This window comes from Pseudonocardia xinjiangensis, assembly GCF_050948425.1.
GTDB lineage: Bacteria > Actinomycetota > Actinomycetes > Mycobacteriales > Pseudonocardiaceae > Pseudonocardia > Pseudonocardia xinjiangensis.
This window is the reverse complement of record NZ_CP192009.1, coordinates 5,868,958-5,889,692: the sequence shown is the minus strand read 5'-3', so window position 1 is coordinate 5,889,692 and position 20,735 is coordinate 5,868,958. Positions and strand designations below refer to the sequence as shown.

Annotated in this window: 25 protein-coding genes; 15 read left to right on the top strand and 10 right to left on the bottom strand. The window is 73.3% G+C overall.

What is annotated here, in order from left to right; genetic code table 11:
- The gene (locus ACQPZA_RS27700) at nucleotides 1-678 is read right to left on the bottom strand and encodes a TetR/AcrR family transcriptional regulator C-terminal domain-containing protein (RefSeq protein WP_433275105.1); all 678 of its coding nucleotides are present in this window, start codon (nucleotides 676-678) and stop codon (nucleotides 1-3) included.
- Nucleotides 679-755: 77 nt separating this feature from the next.
- Between ACQPZA_RS27700 and ACQPZA_RS27695 the strand changes: the two genes are divergently transcribed.
- From ACQPZA_RS27695 to recO, 3 genes are read left to right on the top strand one after another with little or no spacing between them, the layout of a single operon-like run.
- Nucleotides 756-1,706, top strand: a complete 951-nt coding sequence (locus ACQPZA_RS27695; protein ID WP_433275104.1) for an ATP-binding cassette domain-containing protein — start codon at nucleotides 756-758, stop codon at nucleotides 1,704-1,706.
- Nucleotides 1,703-2,518 carry an ABC transporter permease gene (locus tag ACQPZA_RS27690; RefSeq protein WP_433275102.1) on the top strand — a complete coding sequence of 272 codons (816 nt, stop codon included), beginning with the start codon at nucleotides 1,703-1,705 and terminating at the stop codon, nucleotides 2,516-2,518. The genes ACQPZA_RS27695 and ACQPZA_RS27690 overlap by 4 nt, the downstream gene beginning before the upstream one ends.
- A gap of 18 nt (nucleotides 2,519-2,536) precedes the next feature.
- Nucleotides 2,537-3,313: a DNA repair protein RecO gene (gene recO, locus ACQPZA_RS27685; RefSeq protein WP_169397307.1), complete on the top strand. Its 777-nt coding sequence runs from the start codon at nucleotides 2,537-2,539 to the stop codon at nucleotides 3,311-3,313.
- Nucleotides 3,314-3,334: 21 nt separating this feature from the next.
- On the opposite strand, the gene ACQPZA_RS27680 is transcribed toward recO, so the two are convergent.
- Genes ACQPZA_RS27680 through ACQPZA_RS27670 form a run of 3 tightly spaced genes read right to left on the bottom strand, consistent with a single transcriptional unit; the run spans nucleotide 3,335 to nucleotide 5,992 of the window.
- Nucleotides 3,335-3,979, bottom strand: coding sequence for a response regulator transcription factor (locus tag ACQPZA_RS27680; protein ID WP_344017029.1), 645 nt, complete (start codon nucleotides 3,977-3,979; stop codon nucleotides 3,335-3,337).
- A gap of 2 nt (nucleotides 3,980-3,981) precedes the next feature.
- A complete protein-coding gene (locus ACQPZA_RS27675; RefSeq protein WP_433283018.1) occupies nucleotides 3,982-5,202 on the bottom strand; it encodes a sensor histidine kinase in 1,221 nt (406 codons plus the stop codon).
- A gap of 19 nt (nucleotides 5,203-5,221) precedes the next feature.
- Nucleotides 5,222-5,992 (bottom strand): DedA family protein, encoded by a 771-nt coding sequence (locus tag ACQPZA_RS27670; protein WP_433275100.1) that lies wholly within the window; start codon nucleotides 5,990-5,992, stop codon nucleotides 5,222-5,224.
- Nucleotides 5,993-6,088: 96 nt separating this feature from the next.
- Here ACQPZA_RS27670 and ACQPZA_RS27665 point away from each other — a divergent pair, with 96 nt between their 5' ends.
- Nucleotides 6,089-6,874: an isoprenyl transferase gene (locus ACQPZA_RS27665; RefSeq protein ID WP_169400196.1), complete on the top strand. Its 786-nt coding sequence runs from the start codon at nucleotides 6,089-6,091 to the stop codon at nucleotides 6,872-6,874.
- Entirely contained in the window at nucleotides 6,871-7,275 is a 405-nt protein-coding gene (locus ACQPZA_RS27660) for a hypothetical protein (protein ID WP_169400197.1), read from the top strand. The genes ACQPZA_RS27665 and ACQPZA_RS27660 overlap by 4 nt, the downstream gene beginning before the upstream one ends.
- Nucleotides 7,276-7,310: 35 nt before the next feature.
- Here ACQPZA_RS27660 and ACQPZA_RS27655 read toward each other — a convergent pair whose 3' ends face one another.
- From ACQPZA_RS27655 to ACQPZA_RS27645, 3 genes are all read right to left on the bottom strand, one after another.
- Nucleotides 7,311-7,922: a hypothetical protein gene (locus ACQPZA_RS27655; protein ID WP_433275098.1), complete on the bottom strand. Its 612-nt coding sequence runs from the start codon at nucleotides 7,920-7,922 to the stop codon at nucleotides 7,311-7,313.
- 74 nt (nucleotides 7,923-7,996) lie between these two features.
- Complete coding sequence (locus ACQPZA_RS27650) at nucleotides 7,997-8,416, bottom strand: Fur family transcriptional regulator (RefSeq protein ID WP_169400199.1); 420 nt, start codon at nucleotides 8,414-8,416, stop codon at nucleotides 7,997-7,999.
- An 85-nt stretch (nucleotides 8,417-8,501) separates the two neighbouring features.
- Nucleotides 8,502-8,915 (bottom strand): ArsR/SmtB family transcription factor, encoded by a 414-nt coding sequence (locus ACQPZA_RS27645; RefSeq protein ID WP_246267836.1) that lies wholly within the window; start codon nucleotides 8,913-8,915, stop codon nucleotides 8,502-8,504.
- Between the two features lie 98 nt (nucleotides 8,916-9,013).
- Here ACQPZA_RS27645 and ACQPZA_RS27640 point away from each other — a divergent pair, with 98 nt between their 5' ends.
- Nucleotides 9,014-9,340 carry an antibiotic biosynthesis monooxygenase family protein gene (locus tag ACQPZA_RS27640; protein ID WP_433275096.1) on the top strand — a complete coding sequence of 109 codons (327 nt, stop codon included), beginning with the start codon at nucleotides 9,014-9,016 and terminating at the stop codon, nucleotides 9,338-9,340.
- 70 nt (nucleotides 9,341-9,410) lie between these two features.
- On the opposite strand, the gene ACQPZA_RS27635 is transcribed toward ACQPZA_RS27640, so the two are convergent.
- Complete coding sequence (locus tag ACQPZA_RS27635; protein WP_433275095.1) at nucleotides 9,411-10,325, bottom strand: type IV toxin-antitoxin system AbiEi family antitoxin domain-containing protein; 915 nt, start codon at nucleotides 10,323-10,325, stop codon at nucleotides 9,411-9,413.
- Between the two features lie 241 nt (nucleotides 10,326-10,566).
- Between ACQPZA_RS27635 and ACQPZA_RS27630 the strand changes: the two genes are divergently transcribed.
- The 8 genes from ACQPZA_RS27630 (at nucleotide 10,567) to ACQPZA_RS27595 (ending at nucleotide 18,657) form a co-directional block, all read left to right on the top strand.
- Nucleotides 10,567-11,964: a glycine--tRNA ligase gene (locus ACQPZA_RS27630; RefSeq protein ID WP_169400202.1), complete on the top strand. Its 1,398-nt coding sequence runs from the start codon at nucleotides 10,567-10,569 to the stop codon at nucleotides 11,962-11,964.
- A 139-nt stretch (nucleotides 11,965-12,103) separates the two neighbouring features.
- Nucleotides 12,104-13,036 carry an ABC transporter ATP-binding protein gene (locus ACQPZA_RS27625; protein WP_433275094.1) on the top strand — a complete coding sequence of 311 codons (933 nt, stop codon included), beginning with the start codon at nucleotides 12,104-12,106 and terminating at the stop codon, nucleotides 13,034-13,036.
- Nucleotides 13,037-13,038: 2 nt separating this feature from the next.
- Complete coding sequence (locus ACQPZA_RS27620; protein ID WP_433275093.1) at nucleotides 13,039-13,764, top strand: ABC transporter permease; 726 nt, start codon at nucleotides 13,039-13,041, stop codon at nucleotides 13,762-13,764.
- 34 nt (nucleotides 13,765-13,798) lie between these two features.
- Nucleotides 13,799-14,962 carry a sensor histidine kinase gene (locus ACQPZA_RS27615; protein ID WP_433275092.1) on the top strand — a complete coding sequence of 388 codons (1,164 nt, stop codon included), beginning with the start codon at nucleotides 13,799-13,801 and terminating at the stop codon, nucleotides 14,960-14,962.
- A complete protein-coding gene (locus ACQPZA_RS27610; protein WP_433275091.1) occupies nucleotides 14,959-15,564 on the top strand; it encodes a response regulator in 606 nt (201 codons plus the stop codon). Before ACQPZA_RS27615 ends, ACQPZA_RS27610 begins: the two co-directional genes overlap by 4 nt.
- A 55-nt stretch (nucleotides 15,565-15,619) precedes the next feature.
- Nucleotides 15,620-16,663 carry an XdhC family protein gene (locus tag ACQPZA_RS27605; protein WP_433275090.1) on the top strand — a complete coding sequence of 348 codons (1,044 nt, stop codon included), beginning with the start codon at nucleotides 15,620-15,622 and terminating at the stop codon, nucleotides 16,661-16,663.
- A 62-nt stretch (nucleotides 16,664-16,725) separates the two neighbouring features.
- Nucleotides 16,726-17,379 carry a YdcF family protein gene (locus tag ACQPZA_RS27600; protein WP_169398166.1) on the top strand — a complete coding sequence of 218 codons (654 nt, stop codon included), beginning with the start codon at nucleotides 16,726-16,728 and terminating at the stop codon, nucleotides 17,377-17,379.
- A 3-nt stretch (nucleotides 17,380-17,382) separates the two neighbouring features.
- Nucleotides 17,383-18,657, top strand: coding sequence for a deoxyguanosinetriphosphate triphosphohydrolase (locus ACQPZA_RS27595; RefSeq protein WP_433275089.1), 1,275 nt, complete (start codon nucleotides 17,383-17,385; stop codon nucleotides 18,655-18,657).
- On the opposite strand, the gene ACQPZA_RS27590 is transcribed toward ACQPZA_RS27595, so the two are convergent.
- The gene (locus ACQPZA_RS27590; protein WP_433275088.1) at nucleotides 18,648-19,043 is read right to left on the bottom strand and encodes a PPOX class F420-dependent oxidoreductase; all 396 of its coding nucleotides are present in this window, start codon (nucleotides 19,041-19,043) and stop codon (nucleotides 18,648-18,650) included. The two genes, ACQPZA_RS27595 and ACQPZA_RS27590, sit on opposite strands and share 10 nt — an antisense overlap.
- Nucleotides 19,044-19,122: 79 nt before the next feature.
- On the opposite strand from ACQPZA_RS27590, the gene ACQPZA_RS27585 reads away from it, so the two are divergent.
- Nucleotides 19,123-19,689: a carboxymuconolactone decarboxylase family protein gene (locus ACQPZA_RS27585; protein WP_433275087.1), complete on the top strand. Its 567-nt coding sequence runs from the start codon at nucleotides 19,123-19,125 to the stop codon at nucleotides 19,687-19,689.
- A gap of 118 nt (nucleotides 19,690-19,807) precedes the next feature.
- Here the strand turns inward: ACQPZA_RS27585 and sigJ are convergent, their stop codons facing one another.
- Complete coding sequence (gene sigJ / locus ACQPZA_RS27580) at nucleotides 19,808-20,695, bottom strand: RNA polymerase sigma factor SigJ (RefSeq protein ID WP_312859330.1); 888 nt, start codon at nucleotides 20,693-20,695, stop codon at nucleotides 19,808-19,810.
- Nucleotides 20,696-20,735 lie beyond the last annotated feature (40 nt).

Genomic DNA, 20,735 nt, shown 5'->3' with positions numbered 1-20,735 from the left:
TCACCTGCCGGAGTCGAGCAGGCCGGTCAGCACGCGGGGCAGCACGCCGTCGAGCAGGTCGGCCACGGGTGGCGCCGGGGGAGCGGTGAACGCGGCGGCGAGGTGCGGGTGGCGGCCGGCGGTGACCACCGAGGCGAGGAACTCGGCCTGCGACTCCTGCCAGTCGGTCGTCGCACCGCCCATCGCCGTCTCGGTGCGGACGAGGAGCGCGACGAAGCCGTTCATCAGCGCGAACGCCTCCATCTTCGTGCCGGCCGGCACGTCCAGGTCCCGCATCACGGCGAGCGCGTACTCCAGGACGTCGACGGTGCGGGGGCCGAAGGCGACCCGTCCCGGTGCGATGTCGAGCATCCACGGGTGGCGCCGGTAGACCTCCCGGATCTCGTGCGCGAGCGCGACGAGGTCGGCCCGCCAGTCTCCCGACGGGGGCCGGGAGATCTCGATCTCTCCGGCTGCCGCGTCGGCCATGAGCTCCAGCAGCTCGTCGCGGGTCTCGACGTAGCGGTAGAGCGATGCCGCGCCTGCCCCGACGGCCGCGGCCACCTTGCGCATGGACAGGGCGTCGAGGCCGCCTGCGTCGGCCAGCTCCATCGCGGCCGCGGCGATCTGTGCCCTGCTGTGCTCGGGTGCGGGCCCGCGGCCCGACCGTTCCTGGCGAAGCCAGATGCTCCGGGCCATGACGCCTCCTTTGCGAACATCGTACTCAGTCAGCTACTCTTCGAACTGCGAACACTGATTGCAGTAAGGGAGGGCCGATGACGGTTGCAGTGGTAGCAGAAGGGCTCGTGCGGGCGTACGGCCCGGTGCGGGCGCTCGACGGGCTCGATCTCGTGGTCCCCCGCGGCAGCGTGTGCGCGGTGCTCGGCCCCAACGGGGCGGGCAAGACCACCGCGATCCGCGTGCTGGCCACGCTCACCGTGCCCGACGCCGGACGGGCCTCGGTGCTCGGCCACGACGTCGTGCGGGACGCGGCGCTGGTGCGCGGCTCGATCGGCCTCGCCGGGCAGCACGCCGCCGTGGACGACGACCTCACCGGCCGCGAGAACCTGGAGATCCTCGGCCGGATGCACCACCTGGGCCGGCGCGAGGCCCGGCGTCGGGCAGGGGAGCTGCTGGACCGCTTCGACCTCGCCGACGCGGCCGACCGGCTGGTGAAGACCTGGTCGGGCGGCATGCGGCGGCGCCTCGACCTGATCGCGAGCGTCGTGGTCGCCCCGCCCGTGCTGTTCCTCGACGAGCCGACCACCGGCCTGGACCCACGCAGCCGCGCCGAGATCTGGACGACCGTCCGTGAGCTCGTCGGGGCCGGCACCACCGTGCTCCTCACCACCCAGTACCTGGAGGAGGCCGACCGGCTCGCCGACGACATCGTGATCATCGACGGCGGGAAGGCCGTCGCCACCGGCAGTCCGGACGTCCTCAAGAACTCGATCGGCGTCCGCGTCGACGTCCTCGTCGAGACGCCGGCGGAGTTGGCCGCCGCCGCGGCTGCTCTCGCCGCATACACCGGCGGCGATCCCGATGTCGCCGCCGCGGGTCTGCGGATCAGCGCACCGGTGGTCGGCACCGCCGTCTCCGTGCCCGGAGTCGTGCGCACGCTCGACGCGGCCGGCGTCGCGGTGCTCGACGCCGGCATCCGCCGCCCCACTCTCGACGAGGTGTTCCTGCACCTGGTCCGTCCCCGCCACGAGGAGGCAGCAGCATGACCACCACCGCGACCAACCCCGTTCCGGCCCGGAGCCGCCCACTCGTGGACGGCGCCGCCGCAGCGTCCCGCGTGCTCGCGAAGCTGCGCCACGACCCGGCAGGGATCGCCCTCACCCTCGCCGCGCCGGTGATGTTGGTGCTGGTGTTCGGCTACATCTTCGGCAGCGCCATCGCCGTGCCCGGCTCGGGCGACTACCGGGAGTTCCTGGTGCCCGGGCTGTTCGTCACCATCGCGTTCAACCTGATCCCCGCCATGATCACGATGGCGCGCGACTCCGGGCGCGGCGTCGTCGACCGGTTCCGCTCGATGCCCATCTCGCGGGTCGCGGTGCCGTTCGGGCAGGCGGCGGCAACCGCGCTGTACGGGCTGGGGTGCCTGCTGCTGATGGCAGCCTGCGGCCTGCTGGTGGGCTGGCGGATCCGCACCGGGATCGGTCCCGCCCTCGGCGCGCTTGGGCTGCTCGTGGCGTTCCAGTTCGCAGCCACCTGGATCGGCATGTTCCTCGGGCTGGTGATCAGGAACGAGGAGGCGGCCGGGCAGCTGTCGGTGCTCGTCCTCCCCGTGGGGATGCTGTCGAACGTGTTCGTCCCGACGGCCGGGATGCCGGCCTGGCTGCGCACGATCGCCGACTGGAACCCGGTGAGCGCCGTGACCGCGGCCGTCCGCGAGCTCTGCGGCAACCCCACGGCACCGACGAACGGGGCCTGGCCGCTGGAGCACCCGGTGCTCGCCTCCCTGCTGTGGACGGCGCTCCTGCTGGCCGTGTTCGTGCCGCTCTGCACGGCCCGGTACGCGCGGCCACGCGACTGACCGCCGTAGGCTTGGCCGGTGAGCCTCTACCGCGACACCGGACTGGTGCTGCGGGTGCAGAAGCTCGGCGAGGCCGACCGCATCGTCACTCTGCTCACCCGCCGCCGCGGCAAGGTGCGCGCCGTGGCCAAGGGGGTGCGGCGCACGAAGTCGCGCTGGGGTGCGCGGCTGGAGCCGTTCAACCACGTCGACGTGCAGTGCTACACCGGCCGCTCGCTCGACATCATCACCCAGGCCGAGACGGTCGACGCGTTCGGCGTGGGCATCATCGGCGACTACCCCCGCTACACGGCCGGCTGCGCGATCCTCGAGACGGCCGATCGTCTCGTCTCGGAGGAGGGCGAGCCCGCGATGCGGGTGTACCTGCTGCTGGTGGGGGCGATCCGGGCCCTGTCCGGCCGGGAGCGCGACCCGTCGCTCGTACTGGACGCGTTCCTGCTGCGCGCGATGACGCACGCCGGCTGGGCCCCCGCGATCAGCGACTGCGCCCGCTGCGCCGAGCCCGGCCCGCACCCGGCGTTCAACATCGCCGCCGGGGGAGCCGTGTGCCCGCGCTGCCGCCCGCCCGGCTCGGTGACGCCGTCACGCGAGACGTTCACCCTGCTCGACGCGCTGCTGCACGGCGACTGGGAGACCGCGGACGCCATGGGCGCCGTCACCCGTCGCGACACGAGCGGGCTGGTGGCGGCGCATCTGCAGTGGCACATGGAGCGCCAGCTGCGGTCCTTGCCGCTGGTGGAGCGGCGCCCCCACGCGCCGGCCGCCGAGCGTGCCGCCGGTCCGGCGCCGAGCTGAACCGGTGCGCGTTCGCGCTCCTCACGAGCCCAGGTAGCGCAGCACCGCCAGCACCCGCCTGCTGTAGCCGGCGGCGTCGCCGATCGCGAGCTTCCCGAAGATCGACGCGACGTGCTTCTCCACGGCGCTCACCGACATGCGCAGCCGCTCCGCCGTGCCCGCGTTCGTCAGCCCTTCGGCCATGGCGTCGAGCACCTCCCGCTCCCGCGGGGTGAGCCGCGTGAGCGGGTCGGCGTGACTGCCGCGGGCGAGCAGCTGCCGCACCACCTCCGGATCGAAGGCGGCCCCGCCCGCCCCCACCCGCTCCAGTGCGTCGAGGAACTCCCCGACCTGCGCCACCCGGTCCTTGAGCAGGTAGCCGACCCGCCCGCCGTCCCCGCCGATGAGCTGTGCGGCGTGCCGGCGCTCGACGTACTGCGAGAGCACGAGCACCCCGACCCCGGGCCAGCGGCGGCGTATCTCCAGCGCAGCGACGATGCCCTCGTCGCTGTGGGTCGGCGGCATCCGCACATCGGCGACGACGACGTCCGGCTGGTCCCGCTCGACGGCGCCGAGCAGGGCGCGGGCGTCCCCGACGGCCGCGACGACCTCGTGTCCCTCGTCGACGAGCAGCCGGACGAGCCCCTCGCGCAACAGCGCCGAGTCCTCGGCGATGGTGATCCGCAGGCTCACCCGGCCCTCCCGGGGTGCGCCGGCCCCGTTGCAGCAAAGCCACTTTCATGCAACGTCGTTGCCGCAACGTGGCTTTGCTGCAACCCGGCGCCCGGAAGGTGCGCCGCGATCAGCGTGCCGGCGCCAGGTGGGCTCTCCACGCGCAGCGTGCCGTCGGCGGCCTCGACCCGGCGCGCCAGGCCGGCCAGGCCGCCGCCCGCCGGGTCGGCGCCGCCGCGGCCGTCGTCGTGGACCGTGACGTCCAGCGCGCCGTCCGTGGTGCGCACCTCGATCGTCACGCCCGACGCGCCGGAGTGCTTCGCCGCGTTGGTGACGGCCTCGGAGACGACGAACCAGGCGGCGGCCCGCACCGCCGCGGCCGGTTCCGGGTGGATCGCGCACGTGATCCGCACCGGCAGCGGCGCCCGCTCGGCCACGGACTCCAGCGCGGCAGCGAGGCCCTCGGTGTCCAGCGCGGCGGGGTAGACGCGCCACGAGACCTCCCGCAGCTCGACGAGGGCCCGCTGGGCCTGCTCGTGGGCCTGGGCGACGAGCTCGTCGGCGCGGTCGGGGTGGCGCCGTGCCCGTCCCAGCAGCATGCCGAGGGCGACGAGCCGCTGCTGCACGCCGTCGTGCAGGTCGCGCTCGATCCGTCTGCGCTCGTCGTCCACCGCGGCGACGACGGCGTCGCGGGTGCCGGCCAGCTCCGTGACGCGGCGGGCGAGCTGCTCCTCGCGCGACGGCGCGAGCAACCGGGCCAGCAGCGTGCGCTCCCACCGGACGACGCCGGTCGCCCCGGCCAGCCCGAGATAGAGCAGCACCGCGCCGGACAACGCGTAGTACGCCACGATCTCGCCGGTGACCGCGGTGGCGGGTTCGTCGTCCAGCAGCCACGGCGTGCCGGTGACCCAGGACCACAGGATCGTGGCCGCGAACCCCGCGCCGAGCACGAGCAGAGCCAGCACGACCCCGCCGAGGAGCCCCACCGGCACCCGGGCGGCCAGGTAGCGCAGGGCCCGCGGGGCGGAGGGTTCGGCGGCGGTGGCGTCGGCCCCGCCCAGCAGCGTCGTCACCCGGGTGCGCTCGATGCTGACCAGCCGGCGGCCCGCAGCCGCCACGGCAGGCCGGGCGGCGGGGACGAGCAGGGCGCCGGCGGCCGGCAGCAGGAGGAGCACGTGCGCGACGGCCGTGAGCGCGCCGAGGGCGAGCCCGGTGGCCCTCCTGGTCACCCGCACCATCGTCGCCACCGGCCGGACGCTACTGGTGCGGCCCGCGCCGCAGCGGCGGCCCGCCGGCGCCGGGGCGGACCACCGGGATCCGTTCGGTGGGCGCCGCCACGGAGACCACCGGGATCTGCTCGGTGGGGCTGTCATCCGTGAGGGCGATGACCTCGTCCGGGTCGCCCTGCTGACGGCGCCGCGCCACCCGCTTCGCGACGAACACGACCACCGCCAGCACGATCGCCACGAGCACCACCTTCGAGGCGATCCCCGCGTAGCTCTCGACGATGTGCCAGTTCTCGCCGAGCGTGTAGCCGGCGAGCACGAACGCGGTGTTCCAGATCAGGCTCCCCGCCGCGGTGAGGGCGGCGAACAGGGCGGGGTGCATCCGCTCCACGCCCGCCGGTACCGAGATGAGGCTGCGCACCAGCGGCACCATCCGACCGAGGAACACGGCCTTCGCGCCGTGGCGGGCGAACCACTCCTCGGCCTTGTCGACGTCACGCAGGTTCACCAGCGGCATGCGGTCGACGATCGCGCGCAGCCGGTCGCGGCCGAGCGCGGCGCCGATGCCGTACAGCACCAGCGCCCCGACGAGCGAGCCGAGCGTGGTCCACACGATCGCGGAGACCACGCTCATCTCGCCGCGAGCTGCGGCGAAGCCGGCGAGTGGGAGGAAGACCTCGCTCGGGAGCGGGGGGAAGACGTTCTCGAGGGCGATGGCAAGTCCGACGCCGGGGGCGCCGAGGGCGTCCATCAGAGCGACGACCCAACCGACGATGCCGCCGGACTCAGGGGAGCTGGTCATGGGTGAATGGTAGGAAAGTCCGATCCGCCGGTTACTGGGGCAATCGCCGGACGCACCCTGCGGTGCGCCACACCTCCCGCCGTAGGCTGGCCCGCCGTGGCCCGATTCCAGCCTCCGCCGCCGCATCCCTCGGGTGCGCGGCCCCCGGCGATCCCCTCCGAGTTCGTGCCGAACCACGTCGCCCTCGTCATGGACGGCAACGGTCGCTGGGCCAACGCTCGCGGACTACCCCGCATCGAGGGTCACCGGCGCGGCGAGGCGTCCCTGATGGATGTCGCCCGCGGAGCGATCGACATCGGTGTCCGCTGGCTCTCGGCCTACGCCTTCTCCACGGAGAACTGGAAGCGCAGCCCCGACGAGGTCCGCTTCCTCATGGGCTTCAACCGCGACGTCATCCACCGCCGCGTCGACGAGATGCACGAGATGGGTGTGCGCGTCCGGTGGGCGGGCCGCCGGCCCCGGCTGTGGCGTTCGGTGGTCAAGGAGCTGGAGATCGCCGAGGAGAAGACGAAGGACAACGACGTCCTCACCCTCACCATGTGCGTCAACTACGGCGGACGCGCCGAGATCGCCGACTCCGTGCGGCAGATCGCCCGGCTCGTCGCCGAGGGTCGGATCAAGCCCGACAAGATCGACGAGCGGACGATCGCGCGGTACCTCGACGAGCCGGACATGCCCGACGTCGACCTGTTCGTGCGGTCGTCGGGCGAGCAGCGCACGTCGAACTTCCTGCTCTGGCAGTCGGCCTACGCCGAGATGGTCTTCCTCGACACGCTGTTCCCCGACTTCGACCGGCGTCACCTGTGGGAGGCGATCGAGATCTACGCCCGCCGCGACCGCCGCTTCGGTGGGGCGCTCGACAAGCCGGGTACCGCGTCATGAGCAGCGCCGGGATCCCGGAGATGCTCGACATCGCCCGCGCGGCGCTCGAGCGCTTCCACGACGTCACCGTCGACGACGACGGCGCTCTCACGTTCGCCCACGGCGGCGTCGTGTGCGCGCTGCAGGGCCTCGAGCTGGAGGAGGGCCTGCCGGTTCTCAACCTCACCTGCGTGGTGGCGTGGGACCTCCCGGCGGAGTCCGACATCCCCACGCGCGTGGCGCTCGGCGCCGGTGAGGGCCTGTTCGGCACCCCCAGGGTGATCCGCGGCCAGAACGGCTGGGACGTGACCCTGCGCTATGCCTTCCCGGCGAGCGGGCTCGACGAGAAGGCCATGGGCACGCTGCTGATGCTGGTCGTCAGCAGCGCATCCAGCATGCGCACCGAGCTGACCGCGGACTAGCCACACCCGACCAGCCACACCCCTCGAGTGGCCCGTCAGGTGGACAGGTGCACCAGCGGCAGCGCGCTGAGCTGTGCCGGCGAGAGCTTCCCGGCCGCGCTGAGCACCCGGCTCTGGGCCTCCTGCATCCGCGCGTCCACCAGCCCGCTCAGTGCGTAGGCCACGCGGCCGAGCAGCCGTACCGTCGTGTCGTCGACGAGCGGGCGCGGCGCCGAGACCACCGCGACGCCGGTGGGCCTGCCGTCGTTGGCCTGCGCCGCGCCGATCGTGAACGACTCACGCGGGTTCACGTGCCGTGACGCGTAGTGGTCCCGCAGCTTCTTGATCATGGCGTGGAACTCGCCGACGTCGCCGTCGAGCTCGAGCCGGCCCAGGTCGTCCTCGGTGAGGAGTCCCGCCCGGCCGGAGAAGCACCGGACGTAGCCGACCAGCGCGCCCGTCCACAGCGCCTCCACCAGCGCCGGGTCCGGCCGCGGCGCGGCCAGCGCCGAGACCAGGTGCTCGCAGCAGCGCAGCACGTACTGGAGGTCCTCGAACACCGCGGCGAGACCGGCCAGCTCCGTGGACTCCGCGCCGTCGAGCCTGCGCACCGTGCTGGGTGCGGTGGCCGTCGCTGTCCCGTTGCCGCCTGTCGCGTCGTCCGCCATGAGCGCCTCCTTGCGTCGCCGCGGACGCTAGCGGCCGCGGGACGCGCCGGATGTGTCGTTCTGAGACGGGACGCTCAGCGGGTGCCGCAGTCCTTGCACAGACCGAAGATCTCCGCCGTGTGGCTGAGCTCGACGAACCCGTGGCTGTCGGCCACGCGCTGCGCCCAGCTCTCCACGTCGGGGCCCTCGATCTCCACCGTGTAGCCGCAGCGCCGGCACACCAGGTGGTGGTGATGGTCGGCGGTCTCGCACCGGCGGTACACGGCCTCACCGGTGCCGGTGCGCAGCACGTCCACCTCGCCGCCGTCGGCGAGCGTCTGCAGCGTGCGGTAGACGGTGGTGAGCCCGATCCCCTCACCGAGGCGGCGCAGCTCCTCGTGGATCTCCTGGGCCGAGCGGAAGTCGTCGAGCCGGTCGAGCAGCGCCGACACCGCGGCCCGCTGCCTCGTGGCCCGTAGCGCCCGCGTCGTCGGCGCCTGCCCCGCAACGCTCATCGTGCGTCCTCGCTGCGCTCGGTCGACCCACACGGAGACGTCACCGCGCGTGGACGCGGTGACACTGATTCGCTCGCACGCTCGCTCATCGTTCCCCCTCCTCGACGTGGGCCACCGCGTCGACGACGATGTGCGCGAGGTGGTCGTCCACGAGCGAGTAGACCACCTCGCGGCCCTGCCGATCACCCTGCACCACACCGGCCGACTTGAGCACCCGCAGATGCTGACTGATGAGCGGTTGGGTGACCCCCAGCGCGTCGACGAGATCGTGCACGCACCTGTCGGACTCCAGCAGCTGGAGCACGATGGCGATGCGGACCGGCGCGGCGAGCGCCCGCAGCAGGTCGCCTGCCGCCGTGAGGGTGCGCGGGGTGTGCACGGGCGCGGGTGCTGTGGTGCGGTGGGCCGTGGGGTGCGCAGCCGACCGGTCACCGACCTGGCCGTACGTGGCCTCATCGGTGGACGCGCCGGCCGGCCCGGCACCAGCGACGATCGACATTGGTCCCCATCTCCGGAAGCGGCGGCCACGCCCCCCGGTGGTCCAGCACTCCGGTGGCCGCTGGGTCCATCGTAGGCGTCCGGTGGCATGCTCCGTTCGTGCTGCTCGTCTGCCGGTTCGTGGTCGCTCGCGCCGCCGCTCCCGCGTTCCTCACGCGGGCCGCCCGGGCGCTGGAGCTCCTCACCGCAGCCGACGGTTGCCTCGGCGGCGAGCTGGGCCGATCGGTGGACGAGCCCGACCAGTGGGTGCTGGTCGTCCGGTTCGCGTCGGTGCACGCCTACCGCCGCGCACTGAGCCCGTTCGAGGTGCGCGAACATGTGGTGCCCCTGCTCTCGGAGGCGGAGACGACCACCGCGTCGACGTACGAGACGCTGCTGGACGCCAAAGAAGGCGCCACACAGACCCACACCAGCCTCCTGGCCTGAGCTGCGCGCCGGCTGCGTTCCTCGCAGAGGCTGTGGGCCCTGCGAGGAACAGAGCGGGCGCGCGAAGTGCTCAGCCGGCGTCGAACGCGAGCCGCAGACGTCTGGCCACGGGCTCGAAGTTGTCCAGGTCGTCCCAGCCCCACCGCCGCACGCGCAGGTCCTCGTCACGGATGGCGTCCTCGCGCCGCTTCTCCGCGACGACGACCTCAGCCGGAACCTGGCCGGGTTGCAGCAACCTGCCGTACTTCACCAGCCCGTCGAACTCGCCGACCGTCCTCAGCTTCGGCCACCCGAAGTCGACCCGCGCGATCGTCGTGCCGGAGGCGGACCGGACCACGTACTGCGGGACAGGTGCCGGCAGACCCGCACGCTGAAGCGCGACGCGGCTGCGCGACTCGCCAGGGCTCTCGCTCCGCCCGTCGGCGAACGCGACGACCCGCCGCGCCGCGGTGTTGCCGCGGCGGTTGGATGACCGCTCCACGGCATCGGCCAGAGCCGCCCGCGTGACGAGCCCGCGGTGCAGGGCGGCATCGGCCGACACCACCGCGGGCTCGAACGGCAGGTGGCGGGTGAGGTCGGCGATCGTCCTCGCCACCGAGGTGACGGCGATGCCGTCCACGAGGACGATCTCGTCGGGCTCGAGAGCAGCCGCATGGAGGTGCAGGAACCGGCTGCGCCGGCCACCGGAGCGGCGGTTGCGGGTGACGTGGACGCGGTCGAGCGGTGCCGACCACAGCGGCAGGCCGTGGAGCACCGCGGCGGACACGTGGCTCATCACCGCACCAGGAGCGATCTGCTGCACCGCGGCCCTGATCGCCAGCCCGTGCCGCGCCGCCGGATCGTCCGGCCTCGCGGCCTGTATGTAGACGCCCGGTCGCACGGTGACCAGCCGGCCCTGTGCCCGCCACCGGCGCAGCTCCTCGTCGGTGAACCCGGCCGCCAGCAGGCCGGGCCGAACGACGAGCGCCGGGCTCTCCCTCTGCATGATCCCCAGCTTGGGGCGTCGGCAGCCGGTCCAGAACCCCCATGTGCCCGCCTGTGGACAACCGGCTGGACCGCGCTTTCAGGCGAACGTCCGCTCCGCGCGCCGGATACGGTCTGCACACGGCCCACGGGCTCGGCGAGGAGCACACGCCCCCTGCGCAGACCGTGTGGGAAAGCCGCTCGCGCTGCCTCGCTACCCTGGAGGCTCGTTCGCCCTTTCCCCCGCCCAGGAGTACAGCCTCGTGGCCAGCAAGCCGAGCTCCGCCAAGATCGACACCATCGTCGCGCTCGCGAAGCGCCGCGGCTTCGTCTTCGCCTCCGGTGAGATCTACGGCGGTACCCGTTCGGCCTGGGACTACGGGCCCCTCGGCGTGGAGCTGAAGGAGAACATCAAGCGGCAGTGGTGGCGGTACATGGTCACCGGCCGCGAGGACGTCGTGGGCCTCGACAGCTCGGTGATCCTGCCGCGCCAGGTGTGGGTGGCCTCCGGCCACGTCGGCGTCTTCACCGACCCGCTGGTGGAGTGCCTGAGCTGCCACCGCCGCTTCCGGGCCGACCAGCTCGTCGAGGAGTACAACGAGCGCACCGGCAAGGACGTCGCCGAGGACGACCTGTCCGACGTGCCCTGCCCCAACTGCGGCACGCGCGGCCAGTACACCGAGCCCCGCGACTTCAACATGATGCTCAAGACCTACCTCGGCCCGGTGGAGTCCGAGGAGGGTCTGCACTACCTGCGCCCGGAGACGGCGCAGGGCATCTTCGTCAACTTCCTCAACGTGCAGACCACGTCGCGCAAGAAGCCGCCGTTCGGCATCGGCCAGATGGGCAAGAGCTTCCGCAACGAGATCACGCCGGGCAACTTCATCTTCCGCACACGCGAGTTCGAGCAGATGGAGATGGAGTACTTCGTCGAGCCGGGCACCGACGAGGAGCTGCACCAGTACTGGATCGACGAGCGCACCAACTGGTACGCCGACCTGGGGATCGCGCGGGACAACCTGCGGCACTACGAGCACCCCAAGGAGAAGCTGTCCCACTACTCGAAGCGCACCGTCGACATCGAGTACCGGTTCGGCTTCACCGGCCAGGAGTGGGGCGAGCTCGAGGGCATCGCCAACCGCACCGACTTCGACCTCACCACGCACTCCAACCACTCCGGTGTCGACCTGTCGTTCTACGACCAGGCGTCGGGCACGCGGTACCGGCCGTACGTGATCGAGCCGGCGGCGGGCGTCGGCCGCTCGATGATGGCGTTCCTCATCGAGGCCTACACCGAGGACGAGGCACCCAACGCCAAGGGTGGGGTCGACAAGCGGGTGGTGCTGCGGCTGGACCGGCGGCTCGCGCCGGTCAAGGCCGCGGTGCTGCCGCTGTCGCGCAACGCCGACCTGTCACCGAAGGCCCGCGACCTGGCCGCCACGCTGCGCAAGCACTGGAACGTCGAGTTCGACGACGCCGGTGCGATCGGGCGCCGCTACCGCCGCCAGGACGAGATCGGCACGCCGTTCTGCATCACGGTCGACTTCGACACCCTGACCGACCAGGCCGTGACCATCCGCGAGCGTGACTCGATGACGCAGGAGCGGGTGGCGCTCGACCAGGTCGAGAGCTACCTGGCCGCCCGCCTGCTGGGCTGCTGACCGGCCTCTGAACCAACGGCGCGCTCGTCCGGCAGGTCCGGACGGGCGCGCCGCTCGTTGCGCACCCTGACATTCGTCATGATCAGCCCGTGACGGGCGATCCCGGTCCCGGCAGGGGTGCGGCGGCAGTCTCATCCGCATGACGAGATCCACTCCTGTTCAGCCCCCGACGGCTGTCACCGCCGGTGCGGCCGTATCGATCCGGGGCCTGCATCGCAGCTACGGCGGGGTGCGCGCGGTCGACGGCGTCGACCTCGCGATCGCCCCCGGCGAGGTGGTGGCGCTGCTCGGGCCCAACGGCGCCGGCAAGTCGACGACGATCGACATCCTGCTCGGGCTCTCGCGCGCCGACTCCGGCGACGTCCGGCTGTTCGGGCGGGCGCCGCGGCAGGCGGTGGTCGACGGGCTGGTCGGGGCGATGCTGCAGTCCGGCGGCATCCCGGACGACGTCACGGTGGCGGAGGTCGTGCGGTTGACGGGTGCGCTCTTCCCGAAGCCGCTGTCCGTTGCGGAGGCGCTGCTCCGGGCGGGCGTCGCCGACGTGGCGGGCCGGCGCTACGGGCGGCTCTCGGGCGGGCAGAAGCAGCGTGTGCGGTTCGCCGCCGCGCTCGTCTGCGATCCGGACCTGCTCGTGCTGGACGAGCCGACCGTCGCGATGGACGTGCAGGCCAGGCGCGAGTTCTGGACGGCCATGCGCAGCTACACGCGTGCCGGGCGCACCGTGCTGTTCGCCACGCACTACCTGGCGGAGGCCGAGGAGTACGCCGACCGGGTCGTGCTGCTGCGGAAGGGCAGGGTGGTGGCCGACGGCAGCGTTGCGCAGGTCCGCGCGCTCGCCTCCGGCCGGGTCGTCTCCGCGACCGCGCCCGGAGCTGTCCCGGCTGCGCTGGCCGCGCTGCCCGGCGTGACGCAGGTGCACGTCGACGGACCGCGGGTCCGCCTGGAGTGCTCCGACTCCGACGCCGCGCTCCGCGCACTCATCAGCGCGTACCCGCAGGCCTGTGACATCGAGGTCTCCGCGCACGGCCTCGAGGACGCGTTCGTCGCGCTGACCACGTCGGAGGAGAACTGACCATGGGTGCTCTGTTGCTCGCCGAGGTGCGCCGGCTACTGCGCTCACCGCGGTTCCTGATCTTCACGGTGGGCTTTCCGGTCGTCTACCTGATCGTCTTCACCGGGATCTTCGCCACCGGGCCGGACGCGGCGGCCGCCACCGTCGTCCTGATGATCAACATGGCTGCGTTCGGCGCGATCTCCGCGTCGATCAGCACGGGTGGACGGGTGGCGGTGGAGCGCAGCATCGGCTGGAACCGCCAGCTGCGGCTGACCCCGCTGCCCGCATGGGGGTACGTCGCCACCAAGGCGGCTGTCGCGATGCTGGTGGCGCTGCCCGCGCTCCTGCTGGTCTTCGCCGTGGCGGGGGTGGTGGAGGGGGTGCACCTCGACGCGCTCACCTGGGTCCGGGTGTTCCTCGCCGCGTGGATCGGGGTGCTGCCGTTCGCCGCGATCGGGCTGCTGCTCGGCCTGGTCGCCACGCCGGACTCGGCGCAGGGCATGTCGACGGTGACGATGCTGGTGTTCAGCCTGCTGGGCGGCGTGCTGATCCCGGCGCAGGTGCTTCCGTCGGGAATGCTCACCGTGGCCCACCTGCTGCCCAGCTACTGGCTCACGGCCATCGCGCAGGGACAGGCGTCCGGCGCTGCCCTGCCGATCGAGGGCGTGGCCGTCGTGCTGGGGTGGTTCCTGGTCGCGGGGGCCGCGGTCGCGGTCCGGTACCGCCGTGACGCGCTCCGGGTCTGAGTCCGGGCCTGGTGACCGGGCTACGGTGATCGGCATGTCCTCGACCACCGGGGACGCGGACGAGCTGGTCCGCGACCCCACCCGGATGAGCGCCAAGCGGTGGTACGTGATGGCAGGCGGGTGGTCGCTTCTGCTGACGCCGTGGCTGTACATCGGCGCCACGTCCGACCACCCGCCCGTCGTCCGGGTGCTGCTGGTGACGACGGTCGTCGCCTACATCGCCTGCTACGTGCACGGGCTGTTCGTGGCGATGCGCCGCAAGCAGCCGGCCTTCTCGGCAGCGCTCGTGCTCGTGATGGCCGCGCTCTGGGCGGTCATGGTGGTCGGGTTCGGGCCGCAGGACGGAGCGGTCTACACCGTCAGCTACGTGATCGTCACGGTCATCGCGCTGGTCCCGTCCCCGTGGACCGCCGGAGCGGTCGCACTCGCGTTCGGCGGCGCGGCCGGGATCGGTTGGCTGTGGCTGGCCGGCGAGGGGGTGACCGGCCCGGACATCCTCGGCATGTTGGCGATCAGCGTCGCGATGCTGGGTCAGTTCCGGTTGATCCGGGCGAACTCCGAGCTGCGCGAGGCACGTGAGGAGCTGGCCCGGCTGGCCGTCACGGCGGAGCGGGAGCGGATGGCGCGGGACCTGCACGACGTGCTCGGGCACAGCCTCACGACGATCACGGTCAAGGCGGGCCTGGCCCGGCGGCTGCTGGAGAGCGGGGACGTCGGGCGGGCGGGCGAGGAGGTGACCGACGTCGAGCAGCTCGGCAGGCAGGCGCTGGCGGAGGTGCGCTCCACCGTGTCTGCCAACCGCGTGGCGTCCCTCGGTCGTGAGCTGGCCGGTGCCCGGGAGGCCCTGCGCGCGGCAGGAATCGAGGCGGATCTGCCGGCCGCCGTCGACGACGTACCGCCGGACCGGCAGCAGGCCTTCGCGCACGTGGTGCGGGAGGGCGTCACCAACACCATCCGGCACAGCGGGGCCGGCCGCTGTGCGGTGCGACTCACGCCGATGTCGGTGGAGATCGTCGACGACGGCGTCGGCAGCCCGCCCGGCACGCCGGCGGGTCACGGGATCAGCGGGCTCGCCGAGCGGCTCGCTGCTGTCGGCGGCCGGGTCGAGGCCGGTCCGGCACCCACCGGCGGCTACCGGCTGCTGGCCGAGGTCCTCCCGCGTACCGCCGCCGTCCGGCGGAGGGAGCCGGCCGGATGATCAAGGTGCTGCTCGCCGACGACCAGGCGCTCGTCCGGGGTGCGCTGGCGGCGCTGCTCGGCCTGGAGCCCGACATCGAGGTGGTGGCCCAGGTCGGTTCGGGTGCCGAGGTGGTGCCCGCCGCGCTCCGGACCGGGCCGGACGTCGCACTGCTCGACGTCCAGATGCCCGGTGGTGACGGCCTCGACGCCGCAGGCGCGCTGCGCTCGGCGCTTCCGACGTGCCGCATCGTCGTCCTCACGACCTTCGGCAGACCTGGCTACCTGGCCCGCGCCATGCGCGCCGGGGCATCGGGGTTCGTCGTGAAGGACGCTCCACCCGAACAGCTGGTGGATGCCGTCCGGCGGGTGCATGCCGGGTTGCGGGTCGTCGACCCGACCCTCGCCGCGGAGTCGCTCTCCAGCGGCACCAGCCCGCTCACCGACCGCGAGCGCGACGTCCTCGTCGCGGCTGCCGACGGATCCACGGTGGCCGCCGTGGCGGCCCGGCTGCACCTCTCCGAGGGCACGGTCCGGAACCACCTGTCGGCGGCCATCGGGAAGACCTCCGCCCGCACCCGCGCCGAGGCGGTGCGGCTCGCCGACGAACGCGGGTGGTTGTGACACGGCGCTCTCACGCGCCGCCGCAGCGTCGGTGTCTGTCGCTACCCTGGCGATCGTGACCGACGTGAGTACGGGCGCTCCGACCGCCTCGACCGGCACTTCCTCGCTCCACGAGCTCGGGGCCGCCCTACAGCGCTGGGCAGCCGACGGTGTCGGTGTCGTACGAGTGCTGGAGCGGCACGGGTTCGGCACCGTCGAGAGCGGCCAGCTGGTGGCCGCCACCGCGGCGGGGTCCGCGGCCGGGGTGGTCTACCGCGGCACGCTCGACGTCGCCGTGGTGCCACTGGCCGCGGCGGCGGTCGACCGGGCCGACACCCGGGAGGCACACGTCAGCGAGGCCGACGCGCTGGGCGCGGGCCTGGCCTGTGCCGGAGGTGCCACGCTGCTGGGCCATCCGCTACCGGCCGAGCAGGCCATCGCCCTGGGCGAGGCGTTGGAGCGCGGCACGTCCGCCGCCCTGATCTCCACCACCGACGGGATCGGCGCGCTCGTGCTCACCGGCCCCGAGCTGGAAGGGGTGCACGGCGGCCTCGGCTCGCCCCGGCTCGACGCGGCCGCCGTGGAGGCGGCCCGCGGGCTCGTGCGGCGGGGGGCCACCGTCACCGAGCGGGTGGCGGCCGAGGGCGACGAACTGCTGGTCGACCTGTGGGTGCCAGTGCCCTCGGTGCTGGTGGCAGGGGCCGGTGCGATCGGCGACGCGCTGGTCGCCCAGTGCGAGCTGCTGGGGTGGAACGCCCGCACCGAGACGGATCTCTCCGCCGTACGTGCCGCCGTCGCCGGCTTCACCGACGCCGACGTGCTCGTCCTGCTCGACCACGCCCCCACGTTCGACGAGGTGCTCATCGAGGGTCTGCGACGAGGGCGCGGGTTCATCGGGGCGCTCGGCTCGCGGCGCACCCAGGCAGCGCGGCGACAGCGGCTGCTGGCGGCCGGGCTCACCGAGGACGACCTGGCCGCGCTGCACGGGCCCGTCGGGCTCGACCTGGGCGCCCGCACCCCGGCCGAGACCGCGGTGTCGATCGTCGCCCAGGTGGTGGCCGCCCGTTCCGGTCGCGCCGGCACGGCTCTCGCCACCACGGAAAGCCGGATCGGCGGATGACCGAACCCGTCACCACCCCGGTGCGCTCCCGCTCCGAGGCGCCGACCGAACCGATGCGCGGGATGCGCGATCTCGCGCCGGTCGAGCGCGGCAGGCGGGGTCGCTGGGTCGTCCGGCTGCTGGTCGGAGGCCTCCTGATCGGTGTGATGATCATCGGCGGCACCGCGTTCCGCATCTGGCAGGTGGCGCGGGTCGACAACCGGCAGCCGGTCGACGCCGTGGTGGTGCTCGGCGCCGCCCAGTACGACGGTGACCCCAGCTCCATCTTCGCGTCGCGGCTGCGGCACGCCGAGACGCTGTACGAGGACGGGCTGGCTCCGCGCATCGTCACCACCGGGGGTGGGCGCCCCGGCGACGTCTACACCGAGGCCGAGGCCGGGCGCCGCTTCCTGATCGACCGGGGCGTGCCCCCGCAGGCCGTCATCGCGGTCGGGGAGGGTTCCGACACCCTCCTCAGCCTGCAGGCCGTCGCCGCCCGGGCGAAGCAGGACGGCTGGCACACCGCGGCGATCGTCAGCGACCCGTGGCACTCCCTGCGCGCCCGCATCATGGCCCGAGACAGCGGGCTGCAGGCCGAGACGTCGCCCACCCGCAGCGGGCCGGTGGTGCAGACGCGCGAGACGCAGCTGCGCTACATCATCCGCGAGACCGGCGCGCTGCTGTACTACCGGCTCACGCACGCCTCCGCCGACACCCAGACCAGCGGGCTCGGCTGACCTGTGGCCGAGCGTCTGCCCGGCTCCGGATGCGGCGGGTACACCGAGCACGACCGGGCCCGGCGCAGCCCCGAGCAGCCCAAGGGCACCGGGCACACCGAGCGCCGCAGCCCGTTCTCGCGCGACCGCGCCCGGGTGCTGCATTCGGCCGCCCTGCGCAGGCTGGCCGGCAAGACCCAGGTCGTGGGCCCGGGGGAGGGGGCGGAGATCACCGGCGTGCCCCGCACGCGGCTGACCCACTCCCTGGAGGTCGCGCAGATCGGCCGCGGGATCGCCGAGGAGCTGGGCTGCGATCCCGACATCGTCGACACGGCCGGCCTGGCCCACGACATCGGCCATCCGCCGTTCGGGCACAACGGTGAGCGCGCGCTCGACGAGTTCGGCGTGGCCTGCGGCGGGTTCGAGGGCAACGCGCAGACGCTGCGCATCCTCACCCGGCTGGAGCCGAAGATCGGCGGCAGCGGCCTGAACCTCACCCGTGCCTCGCTCGACGCGGCGTGCAAGTACCCGTGGGTGCGCCGGCCGGGCGACCGGAAGTACGGCGCCTACGTCGCCGACGCGGAGGTGTTCGCCTGGGTCCGCGACGGCGCCCCGGGCGACCGGCGGTGCCTCGAGGCGCAGGTCATGGACTGGTCCGACGACGTCGCCTACTCCGTGCACGACGTCGAGGACGGCATCGTGAGCGGCCGCATCGACCTCGCCGCCCTCGGGTCACCCACGGAGCGGGCCGCTGTCGTGGAGCTGGCCGCCACCCACTTCGGGGTCTCCACCGACGCGCTCGCCGAAGCCGCCGACGCGCTGCTCGCCCTCCCCGTGGTGGCCGCGGTGCGCGGTTTCTCGTCGGCCACGGCCACGGGGGTCGCGCACATGGCGCTCAAGCGGCTCACGAGCGAGCTGGTCGGCCGGTTCGCGCTGGCCGCCATCGACGCCACCCGGTCGGCGCACGGAGCCGGCGAGCTGTCCCGCTACGGCGCCGACCTCGTGGTCCCGTCCCCTGCCGCGGCGGAGGTGGCCCTGCTCAAGGCCGTCGCGCTGAGGTACGTGATGAGCGACCCCGACCGGCTCGCGATGCAGGCCCGGCAGCGGGAGCTGCTCACCGAGCTCGGCTCGGCGTTGCTGGCGAAGGCCCCGGACTCCCTCGACCCGCTCTTCGCCGAGGACTGGGCCGTCGCCGCCGACGACGCCGCGAGGCTGCGGGTGGTGCTGGACCAGATCGCGGTGCTCACCGACCAGCAGGCCGTGGCCCGCCACGCCGCAACGTTCCGCCGCTACTCGTAGCTCACCGACTCCGGGCGGACGACGAGCACCACCCGGAACGGGGCGTCCGCGGGCGGCCCGTCGAACGTCATCGAGTAGCGGTCGGCGAGCTCGCCGAAGAACTCCGCGGTCGGGTCGGGGTCGATCCGTTCCACCCGGCCCCGGATCTCCAGGTGACGCGGCGGGCGCTCCGGGTCGTCGATCGAGAAGGCCACCCGCGGGTCGGCCTGCACGTTGCGGTACTTCTGCCGCCTCGAGGTGTGCGTGAACCGCAGATGAGTCCCGTCCCAGGAGAACCACATCGGGCTCACCTGCGGTGCCCCGTCCGCCCGGACGGTGGCCAGGTGCCCGATCAGCGGGCGCGCCAGCAGGTCGAGGTGGGTCTCGGGAATCACGGAACCGGTCATGGCCACAACGCTAGTCACGGATCGCGACGCTGCCTCGTCCCACAGCTGACGAGCCGCACGGACGACCCAGGAGGACACCATGAGCGCACGGATCCCGGCAGTGCCTGCCGAGGAGGCCGGACCGGTGGGCCGGCTGCTGTACCGGCTGATGCGACGGCGGTTCGGGGACGTCCCGGAGCCGTTCGCGGTGCTCCGCCACCACCCGCGCCTGTTCCGGGCGTCCCTGGTCGCCGAGCTGGCGTACGAGCGGGCGGCGACGGTGCTGCCCGCCCGGCTCCGCGAGCTCGCGGTCTACCGGGTGGCGACCGTCGTGGGCTGCTCGTGGTGCGTCGACTTCGGGACGATGCTGCAGCGGCTGGACGGGCTCGACGTCGAGCGGCTCGAACACATCGACGAGTACCCGACGCACCCGCTCTACGAGCCGGTCGAGCGGCTCGCGCTCGCCTACGCCGACGCGATGACGGCCACCCCACCGACCGTCACCGACGCGCAGGTCGCCCGGCTGGAGGCCGAGCTGGGGAGGGCCGGGCTCGTGGAGCTCACCCACTCCATCGCGCTGGAGAACATGCGGGCCCGCGCCTACCACGCCCTCGGCATCGTCGACCAGGGCTTCGACGCGGCGTGCCAGGTCCGCCTGCCCGGCTGACCGAACGCGGCCCCGCCTCCGCCCCGCCCCGCGAGTCGCCCGTTCCCCGCCCGCGAGTCGCCCGACTTCCGCCCGCGAGTCGCCCGTTTCGCGTGCGCGAGTCGCCCGTCACCGGGGGTCAGGCCGGGCGGTGTTCCAGCTTCTCGGGGTTGACCATCAGGTAGACGGCCGTGATCAGGCCGTCCCGGATGGTGACGACCGTGACCCCCGGCCCGGTACCTCCGTAGGCCGGGGTCCGGAACCCGAGGTCGCCGTTGACCTCGACGGGGGTCCACCCGGTGGCCATCTCGTCGCCGTAGCGGTCGAGCAGGCCGAGCAGCAGGCGGGTGAGCTTGTCGGCGCCGACGATGGTGCGTCGAGCGGCCTTCGTCTTCCCGTTCGAGTCGGTGACCCACTGGGCGTCGGGGTGCAGCAGGGCGAGCAGCGCGGGGCCGTCGGCGCGGGAGATCGCCTCGGCGAAGCGGCCGAGGACCGCGCGCTGCTCGGCCGTGTGCACCCGCGGCGGCGGGTCGGCCGCTGCCACGAGGCGCCGCGCCCGCGTCGCGTGCTGGCGTGCGGCGGCCTCCGAGCAACCGAGCACATCGCCGATCTGGGAGAACGGCAGCGCGAGCGCGTCGTGCAGCACGAACGCCACCCGCTGCGGCGGCGACAGGCGCTCCAGGACGACCATCGCGGCCATCCGCACCCCCTCGTCGCGCACGACGGCGGCGAGCGGCTCGTCCGCGTCGCCGTTGGTGAGGAGGGGCTCGGGCAGCCACGGCCCGACGTAGCGCTCACGCCGTACGGCGGCGGAGCGCAGCCGGTCGAGGCAGAGCCGCCCGACCACGGTGGTGAGCCACGCACGGTCGTCGCGCAGTTCGGCGCGGGCGTCGTCGTCCAGCCCGGCGAGGCGCAGCCACGCCTCCTGCACGGCGTCCTCGGCGTCGGCGAGGCTGCCGGTGATGCGGTATCCCACGCGGATGAGGTGTGCCCGGTGCTGCTCGAAGCTCTCGACCCCCGTGTCCACGCCACGAGAACCTACGCGGGCCCGGTTTGCCCGTTGCAGC